This window comes from Flagellimonas abyssi (assembly GCF_019457905.1).
Classification (GTDB): domain Bacteria; phylum Bacteroidota; class Bacteroidia; order Flavobacteriales; family Flavobacteriaceae; genus Flagellimonas; species Flagellimonas abyssi.
Genome location: NZ_JAHZSV010000008.1, coordinates 101,976 through 122,612 on the forward strand (window position 1 = coordinate 101,976; position 20,637 = coordinate 122,612).

Annotated in this window: 20 protein-coding genes; 5 read left to right on the plus strand and 15 right to left on the minus strand. The window is 41.4% G+C overall.

Annotated features, from left to right (window positions below):
• Positions 1-8: 8 nt before the first annotated feature.
• From K1F36_RS08020 to K1F36_RS08035, 4 genes are all read right to left on the minus strand, one after another.
• Positions 9-1,493, minus strand: a complete 1,485-nt coding sequence (locus K1F36_RS08020) for a cellulose synthase family protein (RefSeq protein ID WP_207035271.1) — start codon at positions 1,491-1,493, stop codon at positions 9-11.
• Positions 1,493-2,182: a glycosyltransferase family 2 protein gene (locus K1F36_RS08025; protein ID WP_220113360.1), complete on the minus strand. Its 690-nt coding sequence runs from the start codon at positions 2,180-2,182 to the stop codon at positions 1,493-1,495. Before K1F36_RS08025 ends, K1F36_RS08020 begins: the two co-directional genes overlap by 1 nt.
• Before the next feature lie 92 nt (positions 2,183-2,274).
• Positions 2,275-3,885 carry a 4Fe-4S binding protein gene (locus K1F36_RS08030; RefSeq protein WP_220113361.1) on the minus strand — a complete coding sequence of 537 codons (1,611 nt, stop codon included), beginning with the start codon at positions 3,883-3,885 and terminating at the stop codon, positions 2,275-2,277.
• 107 nt (positions 3,886-3,992) lie between these two features.
• Entirely contained in the window at positions 3,993-5,342 is a 1,350-nt protein-coding gene (locus K1F36_RS08035) for an NAD(P)/FAD-dependent oxidoreductase (RefSeq protein ID WP_220113362.1), read from the minus strand.
• Positions 5,343-5,470: 128 nt separating this feature from the next.
• Between K1F36_RS08035 and K1F36_RS08040 the strand changes: the two genes are divergently transcribed.
• The 3 genes from K1F36_RS08040 (at position 5,471) to K1F36_RS08050 (ending at position 8,540) form a co-directional block, all read left to right on the plus strand.
• Positions 5,471-6,484 carry a glycoside hydrolase family 113 gene (locus K1F36_RS08040; RefSeq protein WP_220113363.1) on the plus strand — a complete coding sequence of 338 codons (1,014 nt, stop codon included), beginning with the start codon at positions 5,471-5,473 and terminating at the stop codon, positions 6,482-6,484.
• A gap of 100 nt (positions 6,485-6,584) precedes the next feature.
• A complete protein-coding gene (locus K1F36_RS08045) occupies positions 6,585-7,517 on the plus strand; it encodes a hypothetical protein (RefSeq protein WP_220113364.1) in 933 nt (310 codons plus the stop codon).
• On the plus strand, positions 7,518-8,540 hold the full coding sequence (locus K1F36_RS08050; protein WP_220113365.1) for an N-acetylmuramoyl-L-alanine amidase family protein: 1,023 nt from the start codon (positions 7,518-7,520) through the stop codon (positions 8,538-8,540).
• Between the two features lies 1 nt (position 8,541).
• Here the strand turns inward: K1F36_RS08050 and arsM are convergent, their stop codons facing one another.
• The 5 genes from arsM to K1F36_RS08075 form a co-directional block, all read right to left on the minus strand.
• Positions 8,542-9,507 carry an arsenosugar biosynthesis arsenite methyltransferase ArsM gene (gene arsM, locus K1F36_RS08055; protein WP_220113366.1) on the minus strand — a complete coding sequence of 322 codons (966 nt, stop codon included), beginning with the start codon at positions 9,505-9,507 and terminating at the stop codon, positions 8,542-8,544.
• Positions 9,504-10,319 (minus strand): purine-nucleoside phosphorylase, encoded by an 816-nt coding sequence (locus K1F36_RS08060; RefSeq protein ID WP_220113367.1) that lies wholly within the window; start codon positions 10,317-10,319, stop codon positions 9,504-9,506. Before K1F36_RS08060 ends, arsM begins: the two co-directional genes overlap by 4 nt.
• Entirely contained in the window at positions 10,316-10,984 is a 669-nt protein-coding gene (locus K1F36_RS08065; RefSeq protein WP_258538986.1) for a TIGR04282 family arsenosugar biosynthesis glycosyltransferase, read from the minus strand. Before K1F36_RS08065 ends, K1F36_RS08060 begins: the two co-directional genes overlap by 4 nt.
• Positions 10,985-11,114: 130 nt before the next feature.
• The gene (locus tag K1F36_RS08070; protein ID WP_220113368.1) at positions 11,115-13,160 is read right to left on the minus strand and encodes a response regulator; all 2,046 of its coding nucleotides are present in this window, start codon (positions 13,158-13,160) and stop codon (positions 11,115-11,117) included.
• 981 nt (positions 13,161-14,141) lie between these two features.
• Positions 14,142-14,369, minus strand: a complete 228-nt coding sequence (locus K1F36_RS08075) for a hypothetical protein (protein ID WP_176619366.1) — start codon at positions 14,367-14,369, stop codon at positions 14,142-14,144.
• Between the two features lie 296 nt (positions 14,370-14,665).
• Between K1F36_RS08075 and K1F36_RS08080 the strand changes: the two genes are divergently transcribed.
• Both K1F36_RS08080 and K1F36_RS08085 read left to right on the plus strand, forming a co-directional pair.
• Positions 14,666-14,962: a hypothetical protein gene (locus K1F36_RS08080; protein ID WP_220113369.1), complete on the plus strand. Its 297-nt coding sequence runs from the start codon at positions 14,666-14,668 to the stop codon at positions 14,960-14,962.
• 84 nt (positions 14,963-15,046) lie between these two features.
• On the plus strand, positions 15,047-16,570 hold the full coding sequence (locus K1F36_RS08085; RefSeq protein ID WP_220113370.1) for a GH3 family acyl-acid amido synthetase: 1,524 nt from the start codon (positions 15,047-15,049) through the stop codon (positions 16,568-16,570).
• Here the strand turns inward: K1F36_RS08085 and K1F36_RS08090 are convergent.
• The 6 genes from K1F36_RS08090 to K1F36_RS08115 all read right to left on the minus strand — a co-directional run bounded on the left by K1F36_RS08090 (position 16,567) and on the right by K1F36_RS08115 (position 20,630).
• Complete coding sequence (locus tag K1F36_RS08090; RefSeq protein WP_220113371.1) at positions 16,567-17,196, minus strand: hypothetical protein; 630 nt, start codon at positions 17,194-17,196, stop codon at positions 16,567-16,569. The two genes, K1F36_RS08085 and K1F36_RS08090, sit on opposite strands and share 4 nt — an antisense overlap.
• A 63-nt stretch (positions 17,197-17,259) precedes the next feature.
• Positions 17,260-17,724 carry a hypothetical protein gene (locus K1F36_RS08095; RefSeq protein WP_220113372.1) on the minus strand — a complete coding sequence of 155 codons (465 nt, stop codon included), beginning with the start codon at positions 17,722-17,724 and terminating at the stop codon, positions 17,260-17,262.
• An 88-nt stretch (positions 17,725-17,812) separates the two neighbouring features.
• A complete protein-coding gene (gene cls, locus K1F36_RS08100) occupies positions 17,813-19,234 on the minus strand; it encodes a cardiolipin synthase (protein WP_220113373.1) in 1,422 nt (473 codons plus the stop codon).
• A gap of 138 nt (positions 19,235-19,372) precedes the next feature.
• The gene (locus tag K1F36_RS08105; RefSeq protein ID WP_258538987.1) at positions 19,373-19,543 is read right to left on the minus strand and encodes a hypothetical protein; all 171 of its coding nucleotides are present in this window, start codon (positions 19,541-19,543) and stop codon (positions 19,373-19,375) included.
• A gap of 84 nt (positions 19,544-19,627) precedes the next feature.
• Complete coding sequence (locus K1F36_RS08110) at positions 19,628-19,789, minus strand: DUF1328 family protein (RefSeq protein ID WP_108245962.1); 162 nt, start codon at positions 19,787-19,789, stop codon at positions 19,628-19,630.
• A gap of 157 nt (positions 19,790-19,946) precedes the next feature.
• Entirely contained in the window at positions 19,947-20,630 is a 684-nt protein-coding gene (locus K1F36_RS08115) for an SOS response-associated peptidase family protein (protein ID WP_220113375.1), read from the minus strand.
• Between the last annotated feature and the right edge of the window lie 7 nt (positions 20,631-20,637).

The window sequence follows — 20,637 nt, forward strand, 5'->3', positions numbered from 1 at the left end:
GTGTTTGTTTATGCCTTGGAAGTTAAGGATTTAAAGAATACAAATCCAAAGCCTAGGAACAACATTAAGTGGAACGGGAACAATCCGTAGTCGTTCAATGGTATGGCGCTGTACATCCCAAAAAGGAAATAAATCATCAAGGCAAACTCCAAGATCATGTTTGGCGACAATTTATCGGTTAAATATTTGTTGCCTTTCCAGGTATCCTTAATACTGTTGATGTTGAACTTTGGAGTTCTTACAAATTCACTTCGTTTGCCCAAATGTCCTTCCAAAACTGCGACGGTATTGTGCAAAGAAAAGCCCAATGCCACGGAGAAAAAGGTAAAGAACAGTTTGATGTAATCCACGAAATTGTCGAAACTACTGCCCTGAATACTTTTGTACGTAAACCAATAGCATACAAACAAGATGATGGTACTTAGAATGAAGAAGCTTGTCACCTCGAACACCCAACCCAAATGGCCATAGGTGTTTTTAATGTACAGCATGGGAATGCTCAACAAGGCTACGGTGAACACGCAAAGAAACATAGAGCTGTTCAAGAGGTGCATTACCCCATGGAATTTTGTTTTGAAAGGTATGTTTTTGGCGGTAATAACGCTCAATACCGTTTTTCTGAAGTTTTCGGCACCACCTTTATTCCAACGGAACTGTTGTGAACGAGCGGCGCTGATCACTACGGGAAGCTCTGCGGGAGTTTCCACATCTTCCAAATACTTGAACTTCCAGTTTTTTAATTGGGCACGGTAGCTCAAATCGAGGTCTTCGGTAAGGGTGTCGCCCTCCCAATTGCCCGCATCGAAAATGCATTCTTTTCTCCAGATGCCTGCGGTACCGTTAAAGTTGATAAAGTGTCCTTTGGAGTTTCTCCCAACTTGTTCCAAAGTAAAGTGGGCATCCAAAGCAAAGGCCTGTATACGGGTCAAAGTGGAGTAATCCCTATTGATGTGTCCCCAGCGGGTCTGTACCACACCGATTTCCTCATCCTTGAAATAAGGAACTGTTTTTTTGAGCCAGTCGGCTTCTGGAAGGAAGTCGGCATCAAAAATGGCGATAAAATCACCTTTGGCAATTTCCAGTCCTTCTTTGAGGGCACCTGCTTTATAGCCTTGTCTGTTTTCCCTACGGATATGCTTAATGTCCAATCCAGTTTCTTGGAGTTCCTCGATCCTTCTGGCGGTTTCCACTACGGAATCGTCCGTTGAGTCGTCCAGCACTTGGATTTCCAGTTTGCTTTTTGGGTATTCTATCTTGGCAATGTTTTCCAACAAACGTTCCATTACATATTCCTCGTTGTAAATGGGAAGCTGAATGGTAACGAACGGGATTTCTTTGGGATCGAGAAGATTAAATTTTGGAGCTTCCTCGTTCCGTTTTTTATAGCCCAGATAATTGACCAGTAGATTCAACTGGGCCAGACTGTAAAAGAATATCAAAATTAAGGCTGTACTGTAAATAGCAATGATGATGTAAGCGATAGCAAGTCCCATTATTTTAAACTGTATTTAAAGATCCAACCTAATATTTTTATGCCAGCAAATATAGTACCTTTTACCGTACCTGATACTTTTGACACCCCGATTCTTCGTTTGTAACGCACTGGTACTTCGATATATGACATTTTTTTTCTCAAAATTTTCAATTGCATTTCCACTGTCCAGCCATAAGTGGTGTCCTGCATTCTTAATTCTTTGAGCTTTTCATATTTTATCGCCCTAAAAGGTCCTAGATCCGTAAATTTTGACCTAAAAAACAATCGCATTAAAAATGTGGCCAATTGGTTCCCAAAAACCTGCTGTGGGGTCATGGAACCAGGTTCGCGAAGTGATTTTTTTCGCGCTCCCACCACAAAATCGATGTCATTTTCCAAAATTGGGGCGACAATCTTATCCAATTCCTCTGGATAATCTGAATAATCTCCGTCGATAAATACGATGATGTCGGGTGTTTTAGATCGTTCGGATATGTAATTTAATCCTCTTAAACAGGCGAACCCATAGCCCTTGCGGTTTTCCGTGATTACAGTGGCGCCAGCTTTTTCTGCATTGGCTACGGTATCGTCTTCGGAACCGTTGTCCACGACCACAATTTCGGACACATGGTCGGGAATTTCCGAGACCACCAAACCAATGGAATCTCCTTCGTTGATCGCTGGGATGATGACCTTGATATCCGCCATTGGTCAGATGTTGTTTTGGTTAGTGTTAGAGCTCGCCAAAACTAAAATTTTCCAAGGATATTTGATTGAAAATCTTCAAAAAGAAGGGAAATCTATTTTTTGTTCACCAATGTCATCAGGTCCACATCATTGCCCAACAGCACTTGATTGCTATCGATTCTACCTTCCAACGGACCGTTTTCCAGTTTAAGGACGCCCCGTGGACAAACTGCCGAGCAAATTCCACATCCCACACAGCTCGACCGAACGATGTTCTCTCCTTTCTGGGCGTAGGCCCGCACATCGATGCCCATTTCGCAGTATACCGAACAGTTGCCACAAGAAATACATTGCCCACCATTGGTGGTAATTCTGAACCTGGAAAACAATTTCTGCTGAAACCCTAAAATGGCGGCCATGGGGCAACCGAAGCGGCACCACACCCTGCTCCCAAAGATGGGGTAGAACCCTGTTCCGATGACTCCAGAAAAAATGCTTCCGATCAAGAAAGAGTACGATTTACGAAGTGTTTCGGATTTAAAAAGAAAAATTTGTCCGTCCCCGCTAAAAAAATGAAACCCGATCAGCGCTATAATGATCACAAAATAACCGATGGCTCCGTACTGCGCATCTTTCTGGAGTTGATTTCTTTTAAAAATCATGGCCCAACCGAACACCAAGGTCAGTAAAACGGCCACCCCGATTAAAAAAGAGCTCTTGGTCAGCCAATATTTACTGGTATCCGTTCCCAAGTAGGAATAAATGACCGCGGTGGTCATCAAAGTCACAAAAACTACGACACTGTGCACCACCCAGCGTTCTACTTTCCATGCAAATGTAGATTTATCGCTCAACTGCCTGAATGAATCCCCAGCGGTTTCTGCCAATCCACCACACCCGCAGACCCAAGAGCAGTACCATCTTTTACCATATTTGTAGGTAAGGATGGGAGTTATCACAAAAATGGAGAGGATGCCAAAGATCAATAGGGCAAAACCGATTTCCCCCGAACTTAAAAACGCTTTAATGCGATACCCTTCAAAATTATAATAGTTGAGCGGCCAAATATTTTTGAGGTCGTAATAAGGCAAACTGCCCCCGTCCAAAATTTTATCGCCGTTCAAACGGGCCATCAATTCTGGGATGATGAACGCAAAAGCGGTTTGAAAGAACATGACGCTCCAAGTGCGCAACCTTTCGTATCGGTTATGGCGATATTTCCAAAGGAACTTGATGCCAAAGGCCAAAATGGCCACCGTATAAAGTGTGCCGTAAACAAACCACTGACTGGCGGGGTTGCCGCTCAAAAATTTACTGAGCGGGTCAAAAAGCCCAATAACCCCTTTATTGTCGCCATCGTTCACCAGACCGAGATATTCAGGATAAAAATAGAGTACAATGTAGAAACCTGTCAAGGACAAACCTGCCACCCATCCCCATAAACCGCGACTGGAAATCGACTTGAACCAAACACCATCATTTTTGATCCCAGGGATTTTTTTGGAATAGGCATCCCAGGAAAACCAAACAATCCCGACGGTGATAGCCAAAAGAGACAAGGTCAACCATAAGGTCCTATTCGGAAAATTGACATTGAAAACGGCCAAAAGCAGAATGCCCAGCCCAGATAATCCCAAAAAGACAGCGAGTTTTTGACTTATGCTCAAACTTTTTGGTGGTTCGCCTGTCAGGGCCATGCTTTTATGATAGGTTTGACTGTTCATTGTTTGTTGTTTCTTTGTTCTGATATTTTCGAATGGGACATGACCTCTCCAGTTTTTCGTACAATTTAAACTCTTTAATAAACCATTAACCCTGAGCCATCAACCAATCAATTCAGTTGGAAGATGCGTTTTAGGTTTTTCTTTTTCGGGTTGATGGATTTTCCGAAATTGGAATTGTATTTCGACACGATCTGAGGTTCAAAACTTTTATAAAACTCAGGGTCGAAATTGGCGTCTCTAAGATGTTCCATCACATAATCAATGGTTCTTTTTTCACTGAGCCATCTATCAAAAACTTCGTGCCGCAAACGAATGCCAAAGGTGTTGATGCCCAACACAGTTTCAGAATCCTTATCAAACGCAATGGTGATACAAAGTTTTTCTTTGGAATGTCTCCAATGGAAATGGGCCTCGTTTTCTTTTTTCTTTCTCTCTGGGAACACCCAACCATAGGTTTGGTACTCAATGTCCAGAAACTTGGCGGAGTTGAACCAGTGTCCGGGGTTGTATTCCATTCGATTGCCACAAATGGTCTGGGCCAGGGTTTCGCCCATCATACGGCCCGTGTACCAAACAGCTTCAATGGGGCGTCGATTTCCAATGGCTTCGTGCTGTTCCGCACAATCGCCAATGGCGTATACGTGTTCAACATTTGTCTCCAAAAACCGATTTACCTTTACTCCTCTACCTAATTCTATATCCGAGTCTTTCAAAAAATCAATATTTGGGGTAACACCTGTGGTCAATCCCACCAAGTCACATTCAATTTCTTCTCCAGTTTCGGCCAGTGTCACGGATTTTACCCTTCCATTTTCATCAGGATTGATTTGCTTGAGCGAAGCACCTAACCGCAAATCAATATGGTGCTCGTGGATATGTTCGTTGATCATTTCTGATTCGCCAGAAGGCAAAACACTGTTCCAAAAGCTGTTTTCACGAACCAAAAAAGTCACTGGGATATCACGAGTACGTAGCATTTCGGCCAATTCGATGCCAATAAGCCCACCACCAATGATCACTGCCCGTTTGCAAACCTTGTTATTGGGTGCGTTGTCTTCCAGCAGTTCCAGGTCTTGTTTGGAATAAAGCCCTTGAACGCCATCCAAATCCTGTCCGGGCCAACCGAATTTATTGGGTTTGGATCCTGTGGCAATAATCAATTTATCGTAGTCGAGGTCTGGAGCACCATCAAGATGAAGCAATTTTTCTTGGGTGTTGACCTTGGTCACGTACGCTTGTACCAAATCTATTCGGTTCTTTTTCCAGAAGTGGTTCTCGTAGGGTTGGGTATGCTCAAACCTCATGTGGCCCATGTACACATACATCAAAGCTGTTCGGGAGAAAAAGTACTCGGATTCTGCGGAAACAATGGTGATTTTTTTGTCGGAAAGCTTTCGAATGTGCCTTGCAGCGGTTACACCTGCAATTCCATTTCCAATAATGACAATGTGCTCCATGGGTTGGGTTTGATTGTTCTATGTGTCGAGGTTTATCGTAAAAACTTAACAGAAAGATGAAATTTAATAAGAATTTGGCGGTCGGATGATGTTTTAAAATGATTATTTTTAAAGCGTTCGCAATCATTATGAAAAAGCTGATTTATTTATGTGTGCTTGTTTTTGCCTCTTGCGCAACTAGCAAGTTTGATAAAGTCAATGGTGTCAGTTTTGTCGCCTCGGGGGAGGAAGTCGCCCAACACCATATCGACCCCGTTCTTAAAGTGGGCGCCAATTATGCCGCCGTGATGCCGTTTGGATTCATTAGGGATTTGGATTCCCCCGAACTGATTTTTAATACGGATAGGCAATGGTATGGTGAGCGCAGGGAAGGAGCAAAGCAGTACATAGAAAAGTTGCATCAAAATGGGGTAAGCGTGATGGTAAAACCCCAAATATGGATTTTTGATGGTCAATTTACTGGTAACATGAAAATGCCTTCAGAAGAAGATTGGGAAAAACTGGAAGCATCCTACGAAGCATTTATTCTACTTTATGCCGAGATGGCGGAAGAAACCCAAAGCGACATATTTTGTATAGGAACTGAGCTAAAAACCTTTGTGAACGAACGGCCTGGGTTTTGGAACGATCTTATTAAAAAGGTAAGAGAAGTGTACACGGGCAAGATTACCTATGCCGCCAACTGGGACGAGTATGCAAAAACACCTTTTTGGTCGGATTTGGATTTTATTGGTGTGAACGCCTATTTTCCGCTTTGCGAACGGGAAAACCCTACGATAGAAACGCTAACGGAAGGTTGGCAACCCTGGAAGACCAAAATGCGGGAACTTGCCAAACAGGAAGATAAACCTATTCTTTTTACAGAGTTTGGGTACCGAAGCATGGATTTTACGGGCAAAAAGCCTTGGTTGGTGGACCGTAACCAAATGAATGTGAACCTCAAGGCACAAGCCGATGCCACACAGGTTCTTTTTAATGAGTTCTGGAGCGAGGATTGGTTTGCCGGGGGATTTGTCTGGAAATGGTTCATGCAGCACGATCAAGTTGGCGGACATGCGGACAATCGATTTACGCCCCAAAATAAGCCAGCGGAATCCATCATTAGAAGGCAGTACACCCAGGTCAAAAAATCAAGTCTTTAAGAACAAGTAAAGGTTTGTCGGAAATTTTGGACTAATTCGTAACCATGCTATATGTTTTTTCCCCATATTTGCAATACATCCCACCCAAAAACATACAGTAATGAAACTAAAATTATCCCTTCTTTTTTGGGTATGGGCCTGTACATTTATGTTGGGACAGGAAAGTACCTATTACAATGTGGTTGCCGAGCAGGGCGACGGTATTTTTTCGCTGCTGCGCAAACAAGGTCTTGACCCTGCCAAACACTACGGGGAGTTTTTGGAATTGAATTCTGATAAAATAACGGAAGGTACTGCCCTCAAACTGGGTGAAGCGTACAGGGTTCCTTATGCGGATGATTCCTTAAAGAAAACTGGGGTAATGGTCGAGACGGTAAAAGACTCTGAAGCCCCTATTTTTGATAAGGAACTGGCTGAAATGTCCCTTAAAAGTGATAAGCTGAAAGATGCTGTATACTATCTTATTGCTGAGAATATCTCTGGAACGGAGAATGGTTTTGTGAATGATGTTACACAACGTATTGCAGGAGAATTGATGTTGAATGGAGCCCATGTGTATGTCATGGGTGATGACTTGTTACGTGACTCTGAAGACGAAGGAATTTCGGTAGACAATACTTTTGGGGACTATGTACAGGTCATCAATAAAAGATACATAAAGAATACTGGAAAATACCAACGGGTTTTGTTGATTCGGGCTGAAAATGTAATCGAGACTGGTAATATGGCAGTGGCTGTGTACCATTATGATAAAAGTGCCCAAGGCCAGCGTTTTGCAGAGAATATACAGAATGTGTTTAAGGAGAACAACGTTTCCAGTACTACCATTGATGAATCCAGTTTGGTTTTTGAGGACAAAAACAGCTTATATTTGGCTACAAACATTCTTCCCGCCATCAGTATAATGACGATAGAGAACACGAGTCGGACATCAAAAAGCAAGATATCACTCAAACCAAACAAAAAAGAATTTGCCGATCTAATTAGTAATGGCATTATTAATGATTATGTTGATTTAGAATTTGAGAATTAAATGAGACTTAATTGGTTTACGCCATTGCTGGGCGTTTTGTTTATATTTCAGTCCACCTTATGGGGCCAAGAGGATTTTCCCAAAGTCATGGCGGAAGAAGGTGATGGTATTTATTCGTTACTGCGAAGACACGGGGTGAGCCCAACAAAACACTACAACAACTTTGTGAAACTAAATGCAGAGGATTTGGGCGAGGATGAATCCTTGATTTTGGGCAGGCATTATATGCTGCCCGATACTTTGGAAACAAAAACGGTTGAAACGGTGGAAGAGGGCATCACGTACTCCATTTTTGGGGAGGATTTTAAAAAAGTAGATAAGGCAAGTTCGCGCTTAAAGAACACCGTGTATTATTTGATTTCTGGCCATGGTGGCCCCGACCCGGGAGCCATAGAAAAACATAATGGAAAATTGATAGCTGAAGATGAATATGCCTACGATGTGACCTTGCGATTGGCCCGCGAGCTTATATCCCACGGGGCGGAAGTACATATCATTGTCCAAGACGGAAACGATGGCATTAGGGACAAAAGAATCCTTGAACTGGATACGGACGAAACTGTTCAATCACAGCCTATCCCGCTAGACCAATTGGAGCGTTTGAAGCAACGTACCAAAGCTGTCAATGATCTATATACAAAGAATACGGGTAAATATCAACGTCTTTTGGTCACCCATGTGGATAGTAGGGGCGAGGGTACCAATATTGATGTATTTTTCTACCATCACGAAAAGAGTACCAACGGAAAAAGGCTTGCGGAAAGCATTCACCAGACATTTTTGAGGAAGTACAAAAAATTCCAGCCCAACCGATTGTACAACGGTACCTTTATGGAAAGAAGCAGTTTGTACGTAGTTAAAAACACGCTTCCGGCCATGGCTTACATTGAAATAGGCAACATCAGAAACAAAAAGGACCAACGTAGAATCCTGGACCCCGATAACCGACAGGCATTGGCCAAATGGATTTCCGAGGGGATTTTATTGGATTATGAATCTCCTAAAGAAGCTATTTCAAAATAAACTAGCAACACCCGCCACCGTTATAGTGGTATGTACTTTCACTTATAAAGATTTCATCCGAAGCACTAGCCAAGGCAGCAGCTGTTTTGTCACATACCGCCAAAGGTTGGTTTTGTAGTAGTACATGTCCCTTCTTATCATCAAAATATGCCTCGTCTCCAAAATAAATAGCTGTTTTTCCCGTAAAAACGCAGGGACCATCGGCTGGCATCGGGTCTTTTATGGCGGCTATTTCGATGGATTCAATATGAATGAGCTCTTTGGTGGGGTAATGGTTCGGCGATAACACCCTGTACGATCGTTTGCCTCTGATTTCTATGGTGCCAAAACCGGCATCCGTCAACACTTTTACATAATCTTTCAAGGGAATGCTACCGCTCAGACATTGTGCCCTCAAGCGGTCATCGTTGCGCAGCTCGCCGCTCATGGGCTGCTCGCAAATGGGATCGCTCATCACCAATCTTCCGTGAGGCTTCAGTACGCGGTACATTTCGGAAACGGCTTTTTTAAGGTCATCTATCTTAAAAATATTGAAAAGGCAATTCTGTGCTGCCACGTCGATACTTTCATCCTCCACGGGAAGGTTCAATGCATCACCTTTCACCAAATTCACGTATTCGCTCTTGAACCAATCGTTTTCTTCTTCGGCTATTTTGAAGTTCTTTCGGGAAGCCTCCAACATCTCATCTACGGAATCCACCCCGGTTACACCACCCATCTGTCTGGAAAAATAAGAGAATTGCAGCAGTTCCATTCCGCCTCCTACACCAACATATAGAATTTTGGGATTGTTGACCAAATCCTGTGCGGAAACGGTGCTTCCACAGCCATAGTTCATCTCTTGCATGATCTTGGGAATGGAAAGCCCGGGGAACTGCCAAATGGGGTTGGTGGTGCAGCAAAGCCCCACATCGGGTGTTAGGGCCGCTTGTTTGTATAGGTCTTGGGTGGCGTCTAAATAGCTCATAGTTCTTTGATTAGTTCTTTGAATAGTTTGATCATTTTGGGTTCCGTTTGCCCTGCAATCTTCAAAATTTCCTGTACTTCGACAGGTTGCAGGTTGTCGGGGTCGCATTCATCGGTCAATACCGATACCGCTACAATGGGTAGTCGTAAATGATTCGCAACAATTACCTCGGGGACGGTGCTCATTCCCACGGCGTCGGCACCCATGATCTTGAGCATTCGGTATTCTGCCTTGGTTTCCAGTTGTGGTCCTACCACGGAGACATAGACTCCCTTTTTCAAAGAAATATCCTCGCGAGCAGCTATGGCTTCAACTTTTTTACGCATTTCTGGGTCGTAGGGCTCGCTCATATCCACAAATCGGTCGCCGAACTCGGATACATTTTTAAATGCCAAAGGTGAACCCCCTTGAAGGTTAATGTGATCTTCGATCAACATAATATCCCCTTTTTTAAATTCCAGGTTGATGGCTCCCGCAGCATTGGACACGAACAATTTTTTGATTCCCAATTGATGCATTACACGTATGGGGTAGGTTATATCGATAAAATCGTAACCTTCATACAAGTGAAAACGTCCCTGCATTACGATGACTTTTTTGCCCTCGATCGTGCCATAGATCAATTTGCCCGTATGGAATTCCACCGTTGCCAATGGGAAATGTGGAATATGATTGTAATGGGCCTCAATGGGGTTTTCTATGTTGTCCACCAATTGTCCTAATCCCGTACCTAGAACTATACCAATTTCTGGTGTTTCAAAACCTCGTTTTTTTAAGTATTCAACGGATTCTGCTATCTGTATTTTTGTCATTCTTCCATATGTTTTAAGAAAGGCGCAAAGGCCTCAATGTCTTTAATGTCTTCGTAGTAATCCACATCATTCTTCTCATCTAAAAGCACAAACTTTTCATCTTTTATGTCGGATAATGTATCAGCAAGTACAGTATTTGTGCCCCATTCTTTGTTTTGGAACAGTTCCTTTTTTAAGGATTTCATCCCCAAAAGGTAGTATCCACCATCTTCTGCGGGCCCCAAAACAAAGTCGTGGTCCATTAGTTTGGAGAAAGCTGCTTCCAAATCGGTTTGGTCCAGGTGAAACATATCGCTGCCTATAATGATGATGTTCTCAAAACCCGCCATGAATCCTTCATCGAAAGCATTTATCATCCGTTCGCCTAAATCTTTCCCGACCTGAAGTTTCTTTTTGTAGACCTTGTTGTCCCAAATATCATCCATCCAAATGGTTTCTGAATAATAGACCCATTTTTCGACCTTCAAATCTTTGGTAAACGACACGGTCTTGTCCAATAAAAAGTTATAAATGTCCAAAGCTGCTTGGTCTCCCACTTTGGCGGCCAATCGGCTTTTGCATTTACCAAGTTCGGGGTTACGGGTAAGGATCAAAAGTAGGTTTTTGCTCAATTGCTTTGTTTTGGTAACCGACACTTTAAGCTGTTGGTCAGCAAGACGATCCAATACTTACTTTTCATTTTGTGCAAAGAATGGTCATCTTTTGTTCATCTACCCAAATATACTACCATTATGATTTTTTAAATGTACAATAGTTGACTTTTTGGTATTGTGCAGAAAAAATAGGAGGGAAGCTTTAGGATATTTTGATGAGGTAATTGGGCAAGTGTTTTCTTAGCTTGTCAAAAGAAATGGGTTTAGTAAAGTAGTCGTTCATGCCAACACCCTTGGCCTCATCGATCGCCTCTTTTGTTACATCTGCCGAAAGGCCAATAATTCCGATGGTTTCATTAAACTTTCTAATCTCCTTGGTGGCTTTGAATCCATCCATTTTTGGCATGTGGACATCCATGAAGACCAAAAGATAGTCGCTCTTTTTAACAGCTTCAATGGCCTCGACCCCATTGGAGACCGAATCGGAATGGACCCCCAGATTTTCGAGAGTCTTTTGTAGTACAATTACATTCACTCGGTTATCATCTACAATCAAAACCCGACAGCCGCTCAAATCAATCGATTCTTGTCCTTTACTGTTTACGGAGCCACTACTGTCCGAAACAGGGAATTTAAGGGATAAATGAAATTCGGTTCCTATGTTTTCTTGACTTGTCACATCAATTTTCCCCTCTAGGAGTTCTACAAGTTTGGAGGTAATGTACAATCCAAGTCCGCTGCCTTCATGACGTTTGGCTTTTCCGACCTCTACTTGTGTAAATCGATCAAAAATGGTATTTAGTTTATCTTTTGGGATGCCAATTCCAGAATCTTTTATGGAAATGGCAATTGAAAGGTAGTTATCCACTACATGTTCTTCGTAGGAGATGGTAATTCCTCCCGTTTCTGTGAATTTCAAGGAGTTTCGTAAAATATTGGTTATTATCTGACCGTATTTCCCGATGTCCCCAAAGGCTTCCACTTGGCTTTGCGATACTTGGTTCAAATCGATATAGAGACATTTTTCTTCAGCAGTTCGCCTATAAATCCTGATAATGTTTTTTAGTTCATCCAATGGAGAGAAAATGTCGTTCCTAAAAGTTGTTTTGCCGGATTCTATTTTGTCGATTTCAAGGATGTCGTTCACCAAAAGGAGCAGTTTTTTGGAGGAAATATCCATAAGGGAAAGATATTCTTGCAGGGAACTCTGTATCTCCGAAAGTTTTAAAACTTCAATAAACCCAATGATTGCATTTAATGGGGTCCTAATTTCATGGCTCATATTGGATATGAACTCCGTTTTTGATCTGGATGCCTTTTCCGCTCTCAACTGTTCTTTTTTCAAGGATGTGTTGAGGTCTTTTAATTTTAGGTTGGCATCGTGCAAGTTCTTGTTCTTTTTTCTGGAAGATCTGTAAAAGTATACCAAGGAACTGGTTAGCAGGGAAAGCAGTAGCCCAAATGCCAAATAGATGTAAGTGGATTGTTTTCTTTCGGCCAAAAAGTTTAACTCGGCGGGCATAAGGGAGAACTTCCATGTTTGTCCATCAAGTACGTCCACCTCAAAAGATGTGGTGAAAATAAATTCTTTTCCGATTTCGTTTGTTCTCGGATTGTTTTTGGAATAAAATATAGTGCCTTTCTCGTCCTCTACTTGAATTGCATACTTGTCCAAATCGGCCGCCAACTCATTAAATGGTGCAGTAAAATCCATGCCCGCTGTTACCGAACCCATAAAACGACCGTTCAAATAGACAGGTGCATCCACTAGAAAGGCACTGCCTCCTTGGTACAGTTTTGTCCAGGGTGAAATATTGGTGATTGAATCGCTTATGTGTTTTTTCCATTCGGGATATCTGGGGTGGGTGGTAAGATCTAGCCCAATGGCAGCTTTGTTTTCCTCAATAGGGATAACTTTTTGTATGACCATGGAACTATCCAGCCATTCCACAAACCTAAAGGATGAATTTTGTGCCATAATCAAGGTGGCATCCCGTTCCCAATAATCAAAGTAAGACCCATTGGTCATTTCAATTCGCTGTTTCAGGTTCTCCAAGGATTTGATGTTGTACTCTACCAAGGAGAAGAATTCCTTTGCCCTTAGACTTCCCGTATTTTGTATTTCCCTAACGTAGCTTGATTTCTGGGTATTGAGCGAATTGTTCCACAGGGCGAATACTATGGCGATAAAAAAGACAAATATTGCCAAAGGAAAAATCAGTTCTTTTTTTGAGGATATCAACGGCATGTTAAGTATCTAAATCGGGAGCTTATTATTAATACTTGTCAACTCATCTGTTCAAAACAGCGAACATTCTATATTTTTCCGCCGCACTTGGTGTCGTAAGAAAATTTATCAGTTATTACTATCAAACACTTTTTTGCCAAAAAAATTGTGCTTCACACTGCGTATTTGGTAAAACATCACAAAATCGTTCACCAACCTATATGCTCTGATCAATATCAGTTTTTTTGAAAGCTCTCCACATGATCTTTGTCATAAATAGCCAACTATGGGCTTTACACAGAACCAGTTACAAAAATGGCTTTGCAGATTGATGAAGTTGTTGATTTGATAGAGCAGCAAAATGTTGACAACGGTATCTTGTGAAACGAGATATGTCCTAAATACCGGCAACATGTCAAAAACTGAATGCACGTAAGAGGCCTACAGAAGAAATAATGGAAATGTGGAAAGTTCCCTTGATAAATTGGAAGGACTCTTGCCAAGAATGGAATGGAAATAAAAAAGGGCGCCTGATCAGGAGCCCCGTGAGAACACATTCTTAACTATAGGTGAAATTGATTGATGTGGTAGTGTTTAGTATAGTTTAATTAATGTAAAGGTAAATGCTACTGAAAAGGGAGTAAACGGATAGTGCAATTACAGCGTACCAAAATAAGTATCCAAGCTTTGCTTCTACAGTGTTCATTTTTTTGGTGTTTGTTATTTAGTTGGGTTAAAACTTCAGCCCTAAATTATTCAAAACAGACCCGTGCGCAATCCAGATTTTTATTGGTTGCAGTAAATTGGACATAATTGGTTCTAAAAGTTACGTAAATGGGAAAACAGACCTAAAATGGAAAAGAGAAGGTCTTTTTAAATCTTTAAACACTGAAAAACAATATGTTATGATTTTATGGGTGAGGGGTATAAACAATTATGGAAGGATGCCGACACTTAGGAATGACGATATCCTTCCATAAAAGTTAGTGTTTGATAGAAATCTTAGGCCAAAGGCGAACCTTTGAGCCGTTTTTCTATTTTACGCTTTTTAGCAGTAATGTTCTTCATGGTTTCCATTAATTTGGAATCCTTGGTCTTTTTATAAATCTCGTTGATCGAAAGAATCAAGCTCTTTGCTTCTCTTGAGGCCTTAACCCTATCGCTGGTGGACATGTGGCTCATGGGCCTTTTTTCAAACTCTTCCGCCTTTTGTAGTAACTCGTGGGTCATTTTTTGTTTTTAAAATTATTCGCAATCGGCTAAATATAAGAGTTAGTTTGATATTTTTTGCCTATGGAACGATTTGATTTTCATATTTATGAAAACATTAAGAAGTCTATTGGTGAAGTGTTGAAAAAATCTAAATAGGATAGCAAAAGAAGTGTTAAGCAATTGATTCTGTGTAACTTTTTTCTTGAACAATTTGCTGGAAACAACAAGTCCAAATCAATATCAATGTTAAATTAACGTAACTTAATTGTAAATTTGTCGTTATTTGAAGTATTTTTGCTTCAAAAATTTTTGACTTGGAAATCATCTGGAAAAACTTATCGGGAAAGACTGCTTTAGACCACAAACAAGAAGTGGATTTAGAGTATGCCGTGCGGCTTCAGGTGGTAAAGATAGTAATAAAAGAGGCAGAACACCTTATGCCTTACCTTTCTTTGGTGGCAATAGAGATAGATGCATCCAACGGCAATGTCTCGGTGCATGGAGATACACCTGAACCTCTTTATTCCAAAATAGCCAATAAGTTGGAACAGCCGGTTTCCTATAAAATTTCCAAGACTTCTTCACCTGTTTTTGCTGCTCTTACTTTTTAAGATCATTTAAGTTGATCAAAAAATGGATTGAGTAAACCCCAACCTGTAGATATAGGTAATTTTACTTTGTTAAAATTATTCGGTATGGCTATCATTGGGAATATAATTAAGGGGGTTATCGAGGCAAAAGAAGCCTTGAGCGGGGAACCCAACCCTGTTGAAGAACAGAAGGAAGTGCTCAAAGAATTATTGGGCAAAGCCAAGGATACCCAATTTGGCAAGCAATATGATTTTGTGGCTATTTTAAAGTCGGATAATATCCAGAAAGCATTTGCCGAAACCATACCTTATCACGATTATAAAAAAATCACCGAAGAGTGGTGGAGCAAGACTATTGATGGTGAACCTGATGTTACTTGGCCTGGAAGCCCTGACTTTTTTGCGTTATCATCTGGAACCACGGGCAAGAAATCCAAAAGGATTCCCGTAACTGAAGATATGATCGATTCCATAACCCGAGCAGGAAGGCATCAAGTTTATGCGATGAGTAATTTTGATATGCCCGCGGACTTTTTCGAGAAGGAGATCATGATGTTGGGAAGTTCCACCAACTTACATGAACGAGATGGCAAAAAGGAAGGGGAAATCAGTGGTATCAGTGCCAGCAACATACCCTTTTGGTTCAAAAAATATTATAAGCCCGGCGAGCAAATTGCCCAAATTGACGATTGGGACGAAAGGGTGCTCACCATAGCTAAAAATGCCAAAAACTGGGATATTGGAGCCTTGAGCGGAATACCATCTTGGATGGAGCTTATGCTCAAAAAGGTAATCGATTATCACAATGTAGACAATATCCATCAAATATGGCCCAATCTACGGGCATACACTTCGGGAGGAGTTGCTTTTGATCCATATGAAAAAAGTTTCAATGCGTTGCTGGACCACCCGATTCAAATTATTGATACCTATTTGGCTTCGGAAGGATTTTTTGCCTGCCAGAACAGACCGGAAACCTCTTCCATGAAATTGATTACGGACAATGGAATCTATTTTGAGTTTGTTCCCTTCGAACCCAAATATGTTAACCAAGATGGTTCATTGACGGATGATGCTCCTTCAATTACTTTGGATGAGGTCGAGGAAGATGTGGATTATGTCCTGATTATTTCAACGGTTTCAGGTGCTTGGCGCTACATAATCGGAGACACCATTGCGTTTACCGATGTGGAACGGGCCGAGATCAAGATTACAGGTCGCACCAAATTCTTTTTGAACACTGTTGGTTCCCAGCTTTCCGTCAACAAACTTAACGATGCAGTGAAGCATTTGGAAGATGAACTCGATATTAAGGTGCCGGAATACACGCTATGCGCCAAACGTTTTGATGATGGATTTTACCACACATGGTATTTGGGTTCCGATAGCAAATTGGACGAAGAGAAAACGGCAGATGTTTTGGACAAATACTTGAAGGAAGCCAATAAAAACTATAAAGTGGCACGTAGCAAAGCTTTGGAAGGCGTAAAGATCCACTTTGTGCCCCAGAAAATGTTTGCGGAATGGAGCGGTGCCAACAAGAAAAAGGGAGGCCAAGTGAAAATGGAGCGTGTAATGGGAGAGGAACGTTTTAAGGAGTGGGAGGATTTTGTATCCCAAAAAGCTTAACCATTTCCTTCTATGGAGTCCAGTTCTTTTACCATTTCCATAATCTCATCCGGAGAAAGGTAATATTGTTTGATGCGTGTCTTATAGGCCTCGTCTATTTCTGAGTTGTCGAGGATAAACCGCTTTGTTTTCAGAATGTATTCGGACATTCCCCTGGATACGGCAAAGGAGTCAGCGGCACGTTCTGCTTTTTTGACAAACTCTTTCAATAGCACATATCGAATGCCAAAACCTATAAGATTGAGGTTGCCTCGTTGTTGGTAGTCCATAACATGCCCAAGTTCGTGACCGAGCCATCCGATCAGAACATCTTTTGGTACATCCACGGTCTTGAATTCTTCACCGGATATCTTGAACTTTTCACTGATCAAGATCACATAGCTGCGCTTGTTCTTTGGTTTTAGCAGTCCGCTCCATGTAGGTTGGGCCTGCATCACCGATTTTTTGATGTTCTTTTTAAACTTGAATTCAATAGGGATGCCCTTGAGTTCCGGAAAGTAGCCCAAGGCGATTCTCGCCTCCTGCTCAATGCTTTCCGGTATGGTATTTTTGGGTTTCTTCAAAATAATGATAACTAAAAATACCGATAGGGGTAGTAGTAAAAGTAGTTTTAGTTTTCTTTTCAAAATTTATGGGTTAAAAAAAGGGCAAATTACAATTTGCCCTTTTTAATGTGATTATCTGTTTTCTTAAAACTGGTACCTAAGTCCCAAGGCGATGTCCAGATCAAGGTCGTCCGAGTAGTTATCGTTGAAACCGATCTCTGGTCTCATATCCAAAGAGATCAACAGGGGAATGTTAAAATCATATTCAATACCGATATCCCCGGCGATTAAAGCAAATGCACCATCGTTTTCACCTGCATCAAAAGACCCAACACCACCACCGGCACCTACGTACCAATGGAATCCTCCATCTATGGGCATTACCCACTGATAAAGACCTACCAGTTTAAAGGCTTCTACATTATCGGAATCTCTCCAGCCAAGGTCGAACTCCAATCTGTTGTTCTCGTGCAAATAACGCTGATAGGAGATTTCCCCTCCAAAACCGTCATTGTCACCAACTCTTATACCCAATGCGTTCTTGGATATACTTTGGGCACTAAGTGCTGTTGTTCCGATTAAAAATAGAAATAAAATTGCGTTTTTCATGATAGTTTTATTTTGACACAAAGGTAATTCTGCCCCAGAATCTGCTTATCTCAAATAAATTAATCATTGATTCAAATAAGCAGGAAGATTAGATGACGGGTTTGAAGAATTTGAAAAGACCTTCAAGAAATCTTAGCCAGATTGTTCTGTTTTGATAGCGTTCCAATGTGACCAAATCCGCTTTTTCACATAGTTTTTCGAACTCGCCGATCATTTCTGTAGTGATTTCCTTGTTGTAGATAAGGATGTTCGTCTCATAATTGAGCTCAAAACTTCGGATGTCAAAATTCCCAGAACCGATGGAGACCAGGTCATCGTCCACGATCATAATCTTACTATGGGAAAAGTCGTCCCGGAAATAAATTTTGATCCCTACTTCCAATAATTCCTCAAAGTGGGAGAGCATGGCAAATTTAGCGGCTTTTGAATCCGATTTTTTAGGGACCAACAAACGAATTTCCACACCTTCCATGGCAACTATTTTCATGTTCTCCAAAAAGGCTTCCCCTGGAACAAAGTAGGGGTTCGCTATACAAATGGACTTTTGGGCCTGGTTCATCATGCCGAGGTACTGCTGCATTATAGTGGGATGCTTCGAATCTGGTCCACCTGCAACAAGTTGCGCGTTCACATCGCCGGCCTTTTGCTGTTCGGTAAGGTAATCAGGGATATGAAAATCTTCCTTGTTGCTCGCAAAAAAATAATCTTTCAGAAAAATAAGGTGTAGGTCGTTTACAATGGGGCCTTCTAGTTTTAGGTGGATATCCTTCCATTTGCCCAGCTCATTTTTTCGACTTATATATTTATCGGATACATTTACCCCACCGGTAAAAGCGATTTTGTTATCGATGATGACGATTTTTCGATGGTTCCTAAAATTGAGGGAGAACAATAAATTGGTTAACCGTATCGGCATTATGGGATATATTTTTACGCCGATGTCCTCAAACTCTTTCCTGGGCCGCCCACGTAGTTTGTAGCTTCCAAGGGAGTCGTAGATGATTCGAACTTCTACGCCTTCCCGTATTTTTCTTTTAAAAAGCTCAAGCATTTTGTCCAGTAGGTAGCCTCTTTCCAAAATATAATATTGAACGTGGATGAACTTTTCTGCTTTCTCCATCGCCTTGAATAGGACATTGAAGGTTTCGCCCCCATCTTGGAGCGCGGTTATGGAGTTCCCTTTTTTTGCCGTGCTGTCGGAATTGGTCTCGATCAATCTATTGAGCCGCTCTTTTCGGATATCATCATCAAAATGGGTCAAGAATTTTTCTTGGGCGGAAATCTTGGGGTGGGTATACTTATTTCTTTTGTCGAACTCTTTGGTATTGAAAAACTTGAACTTTCGGCGGTTCATACCGAATAAATAATAAAGCGCCGCGCCCAAATAAGGAAGAAAAATAATGGCAAGCGCCCAACTTATGGATCTTGATGGCCTCCTGCCATGGTAGATGATGGCTCCAATGGCCCAAACGGAGGTAAGAATGTAGATTACGGTTAGAGCGGTCTTCACAGCTAATGGTGGTGTTTGTTTCTCCTAAGGTATAACGAAATGAATTTACCGCTCCCGTATTTTGGGGTAAAATTGGTGCGAATCAAAAAAACTCTGGCGATGGTGCCAGAGTTTTTCCAGTGTGTGCTAATAGTTATTTTATTGAGGGCTGTCGTCTGTAGCGTCCTCTACTTCGTCTTCAACGTCTTCGGCCGCGTCTTCGATACCATCACCTACATCTTCAGCAGCATCCTCTACTTCTTCTATGGCATCTTCTGCCTTATCTTCATTTGTTTCTCTGCAACTCGTCATACTCAAGGTAAGCGCCATTGTCATAAAAATAGCGAATAAACTTATTGATTTTCTCATGGGTTCTATATTTAAGGGTTAATGATTTTATTGTATTTCTTGGTTTTATAATCTTTTTCTTCCTGATATCAACGATATGATAAACAGCACAATAAATATGAAGAATAGAATCTTGGCTATACTTGCTGCACCTGCAGCGATTCCACCAAAACCGAATACACCGGCAATAATGGCCAAGATGATAAAGATGATTGTCCAACGTAACATAATAGTAGTGTTTTTAAGTTAGTGTCCGATTATCCTTTAATCGGTACATTACAAATGTCGTTTACTTTTTTCCCGAAGCTTGCCGTTTTCCGATTATATGTTGACTCAAAAAAATAGAACCTTAATATATTGATGCATAATGGTTTGTATCCATTTTTTAGGAAAACAGGGAATCTATCTGATAATTTGAGGTCAAGTTTTTTAGAAAGAATTCGTTGGAAATACGTTTGGCCTTCAACTTGGTGTTATGTGGCCTTTCAATAATTCCTTTTAGGCTTTCCATGTCATGGCCATCGTTCAGCCAAACCGATACTTTTTCCTTTGGAACAATAATGGGGGCAAGGTTGCTGATGTTGTGATAGTTCGAAACAAATGTGTCGGTTTTGCCGACCATCAGGGCGGTACATAAAAATCCATCGTTCAACATATTGTATGTGCCCGCCAAGTAGAACGGCTTTTCAGATTCTTGTTGAATATAATAGCTACAGGTATTGCCGTTGTCCAACAAATGGGTGTAAAATCCGGTGACAATGATCACGCAACGCCTTTCTTTAAAGGAATCCTTCATCCAAGAAACGTTTTCCAATTCATCCAGTTGCACGTTCAAAGTATTGGCATTGTCTTGGAAAATGTACCAATCTTCTTTAAAATCCTGCGGCATAAGGCCCCAGATGGCAAATGTTATCTCATTTTTGTTCTCCATCGTCACCACGCTTATGTTGGTCTCATTAAAGCCGTTGATCAATGGGTTGGGAGTGTATAAATTTGGATATCTGAAGGGAATTCCAAACTCCTTTTCTATCTCACTTGTGCTAGCTTCATTTGAAAGTTTGTAAATCATAATCTTC

Excerpts from the sequence above, each read along its gene's own strand:
- K1F36_RS08030 (WP_220113361.1), bottom strand. The coding sequence starts at position 3,885 with ATGAACAGTCAAACCTATCATAAAAGCATGGCCCTGACAGGCGAACCA.
- arsM (WP_220113366.1), bottom strand. The coding sequence starts at position 9,507 with ATGAGCTATTTAGACGCCACCCAAGACCTATACAAACAAGCGGCCCTA.
- K1F36_RS08035 (WP_220113362.1), bottom strand. The coding sequence starts at position 5,342 with ATGGAGCACATTGTCATTATTGGAAATGGAATTGCAGGTGTAACCGCT.
- K1F36_RS08105 (WP_258538987.1), bottom strand. The coding sequence starts at position 19,543 with ATGGCGCTTACCTTGAGTATGACGAGTTGCAGAGAAACAAATGAAGAT.
- K1F36_RS08075 (WP_176619366.1), bottom strand. The coding sequence starts at position 14,369 with ATGACCCACGAGTTACTACAAAAGGCGGAAGAGTTTGAAAAAAGGCCC.
- K1F36_RS08050 (WP_220113365.1), top strand. The coding sequence starts at position 7,518 with ATGAGACTTAATTGGTTTACGCCATTGCTGGGCGTTTTGTTTATATTT.
- K1F36_RS08070 (WP_220113368.1), bottom strand. The coding sequence starts at position 13,160 with ATGCCGTTGATATCCTCAAAAAAAGAACTGATTTTTCCTTTGGCAATA.
- K1F36_RS08085 (WP_220113370.1), top strand. The coding sequence starts at position 15,047 with ATGGCTATCATTGGGAATATAATTAAGGGGGTTATCGAGGCAAAAGAA.
- K1F36_RS08045 (WP_220113364.1), top strand. The coding sequence starts at position 6,585 with ATGAAACTAAAATTATCCCTTCTTTTTTGGGTATGGGCCTGTACATTT.
- K1F36_RS08020 (WP_207035271.1), bottom strand. The coding sequence starts at position 1,493 with ATGGGACTTGCTATCGCTTACATCATCATTGCTATTTACAGTACAGCC.
- K1F36_RS08040 (WP_220113363.1), top strand. The coding sequence starts at position 5,471 with ATGAAAAAGCTGATTTATTTATGTGTGCTTGTTTTTGCCTCTTGCGCA.
- K1F36_RS08115 (WP_220113375.1), bottom strand. The coding sequence starts at position 20,630 with ATGATTTACAAACTTTCAAATGAAGCTAGCACAAGTGAGATAGAAAAG.
- K1F36_RS08095 (WP_220113372.1), bottom strand. The coding sequence starts at position 17,724 with ATGAAAAACGCAATTTTATTTCTATTTTTAATCGGAACAACAGCACTT.
- K1F36_RS08060 (WP_220113367.1), bottom strand. The coding sequence starts at position 10,319 with ATGACAAAAATACAGATAGCAGAATCCGTTGAATACTTAAAAAAACGA.
- K1F36_RS08025 (WP_220113360.1), bottom strand. The coding sequence starts at position 2,182 with ATGGCGGATATCAAGGTCATCATCCCAGCGATCAACGAAGGAGATTCC.
- K1F36_RS08110 (WP_108245962.1), bottom strand. The coding sequence starts at position 19,789 with ATGTTACGTTGGACAATCATCTTTATCATCTTGGCCATTATTGCCGGT.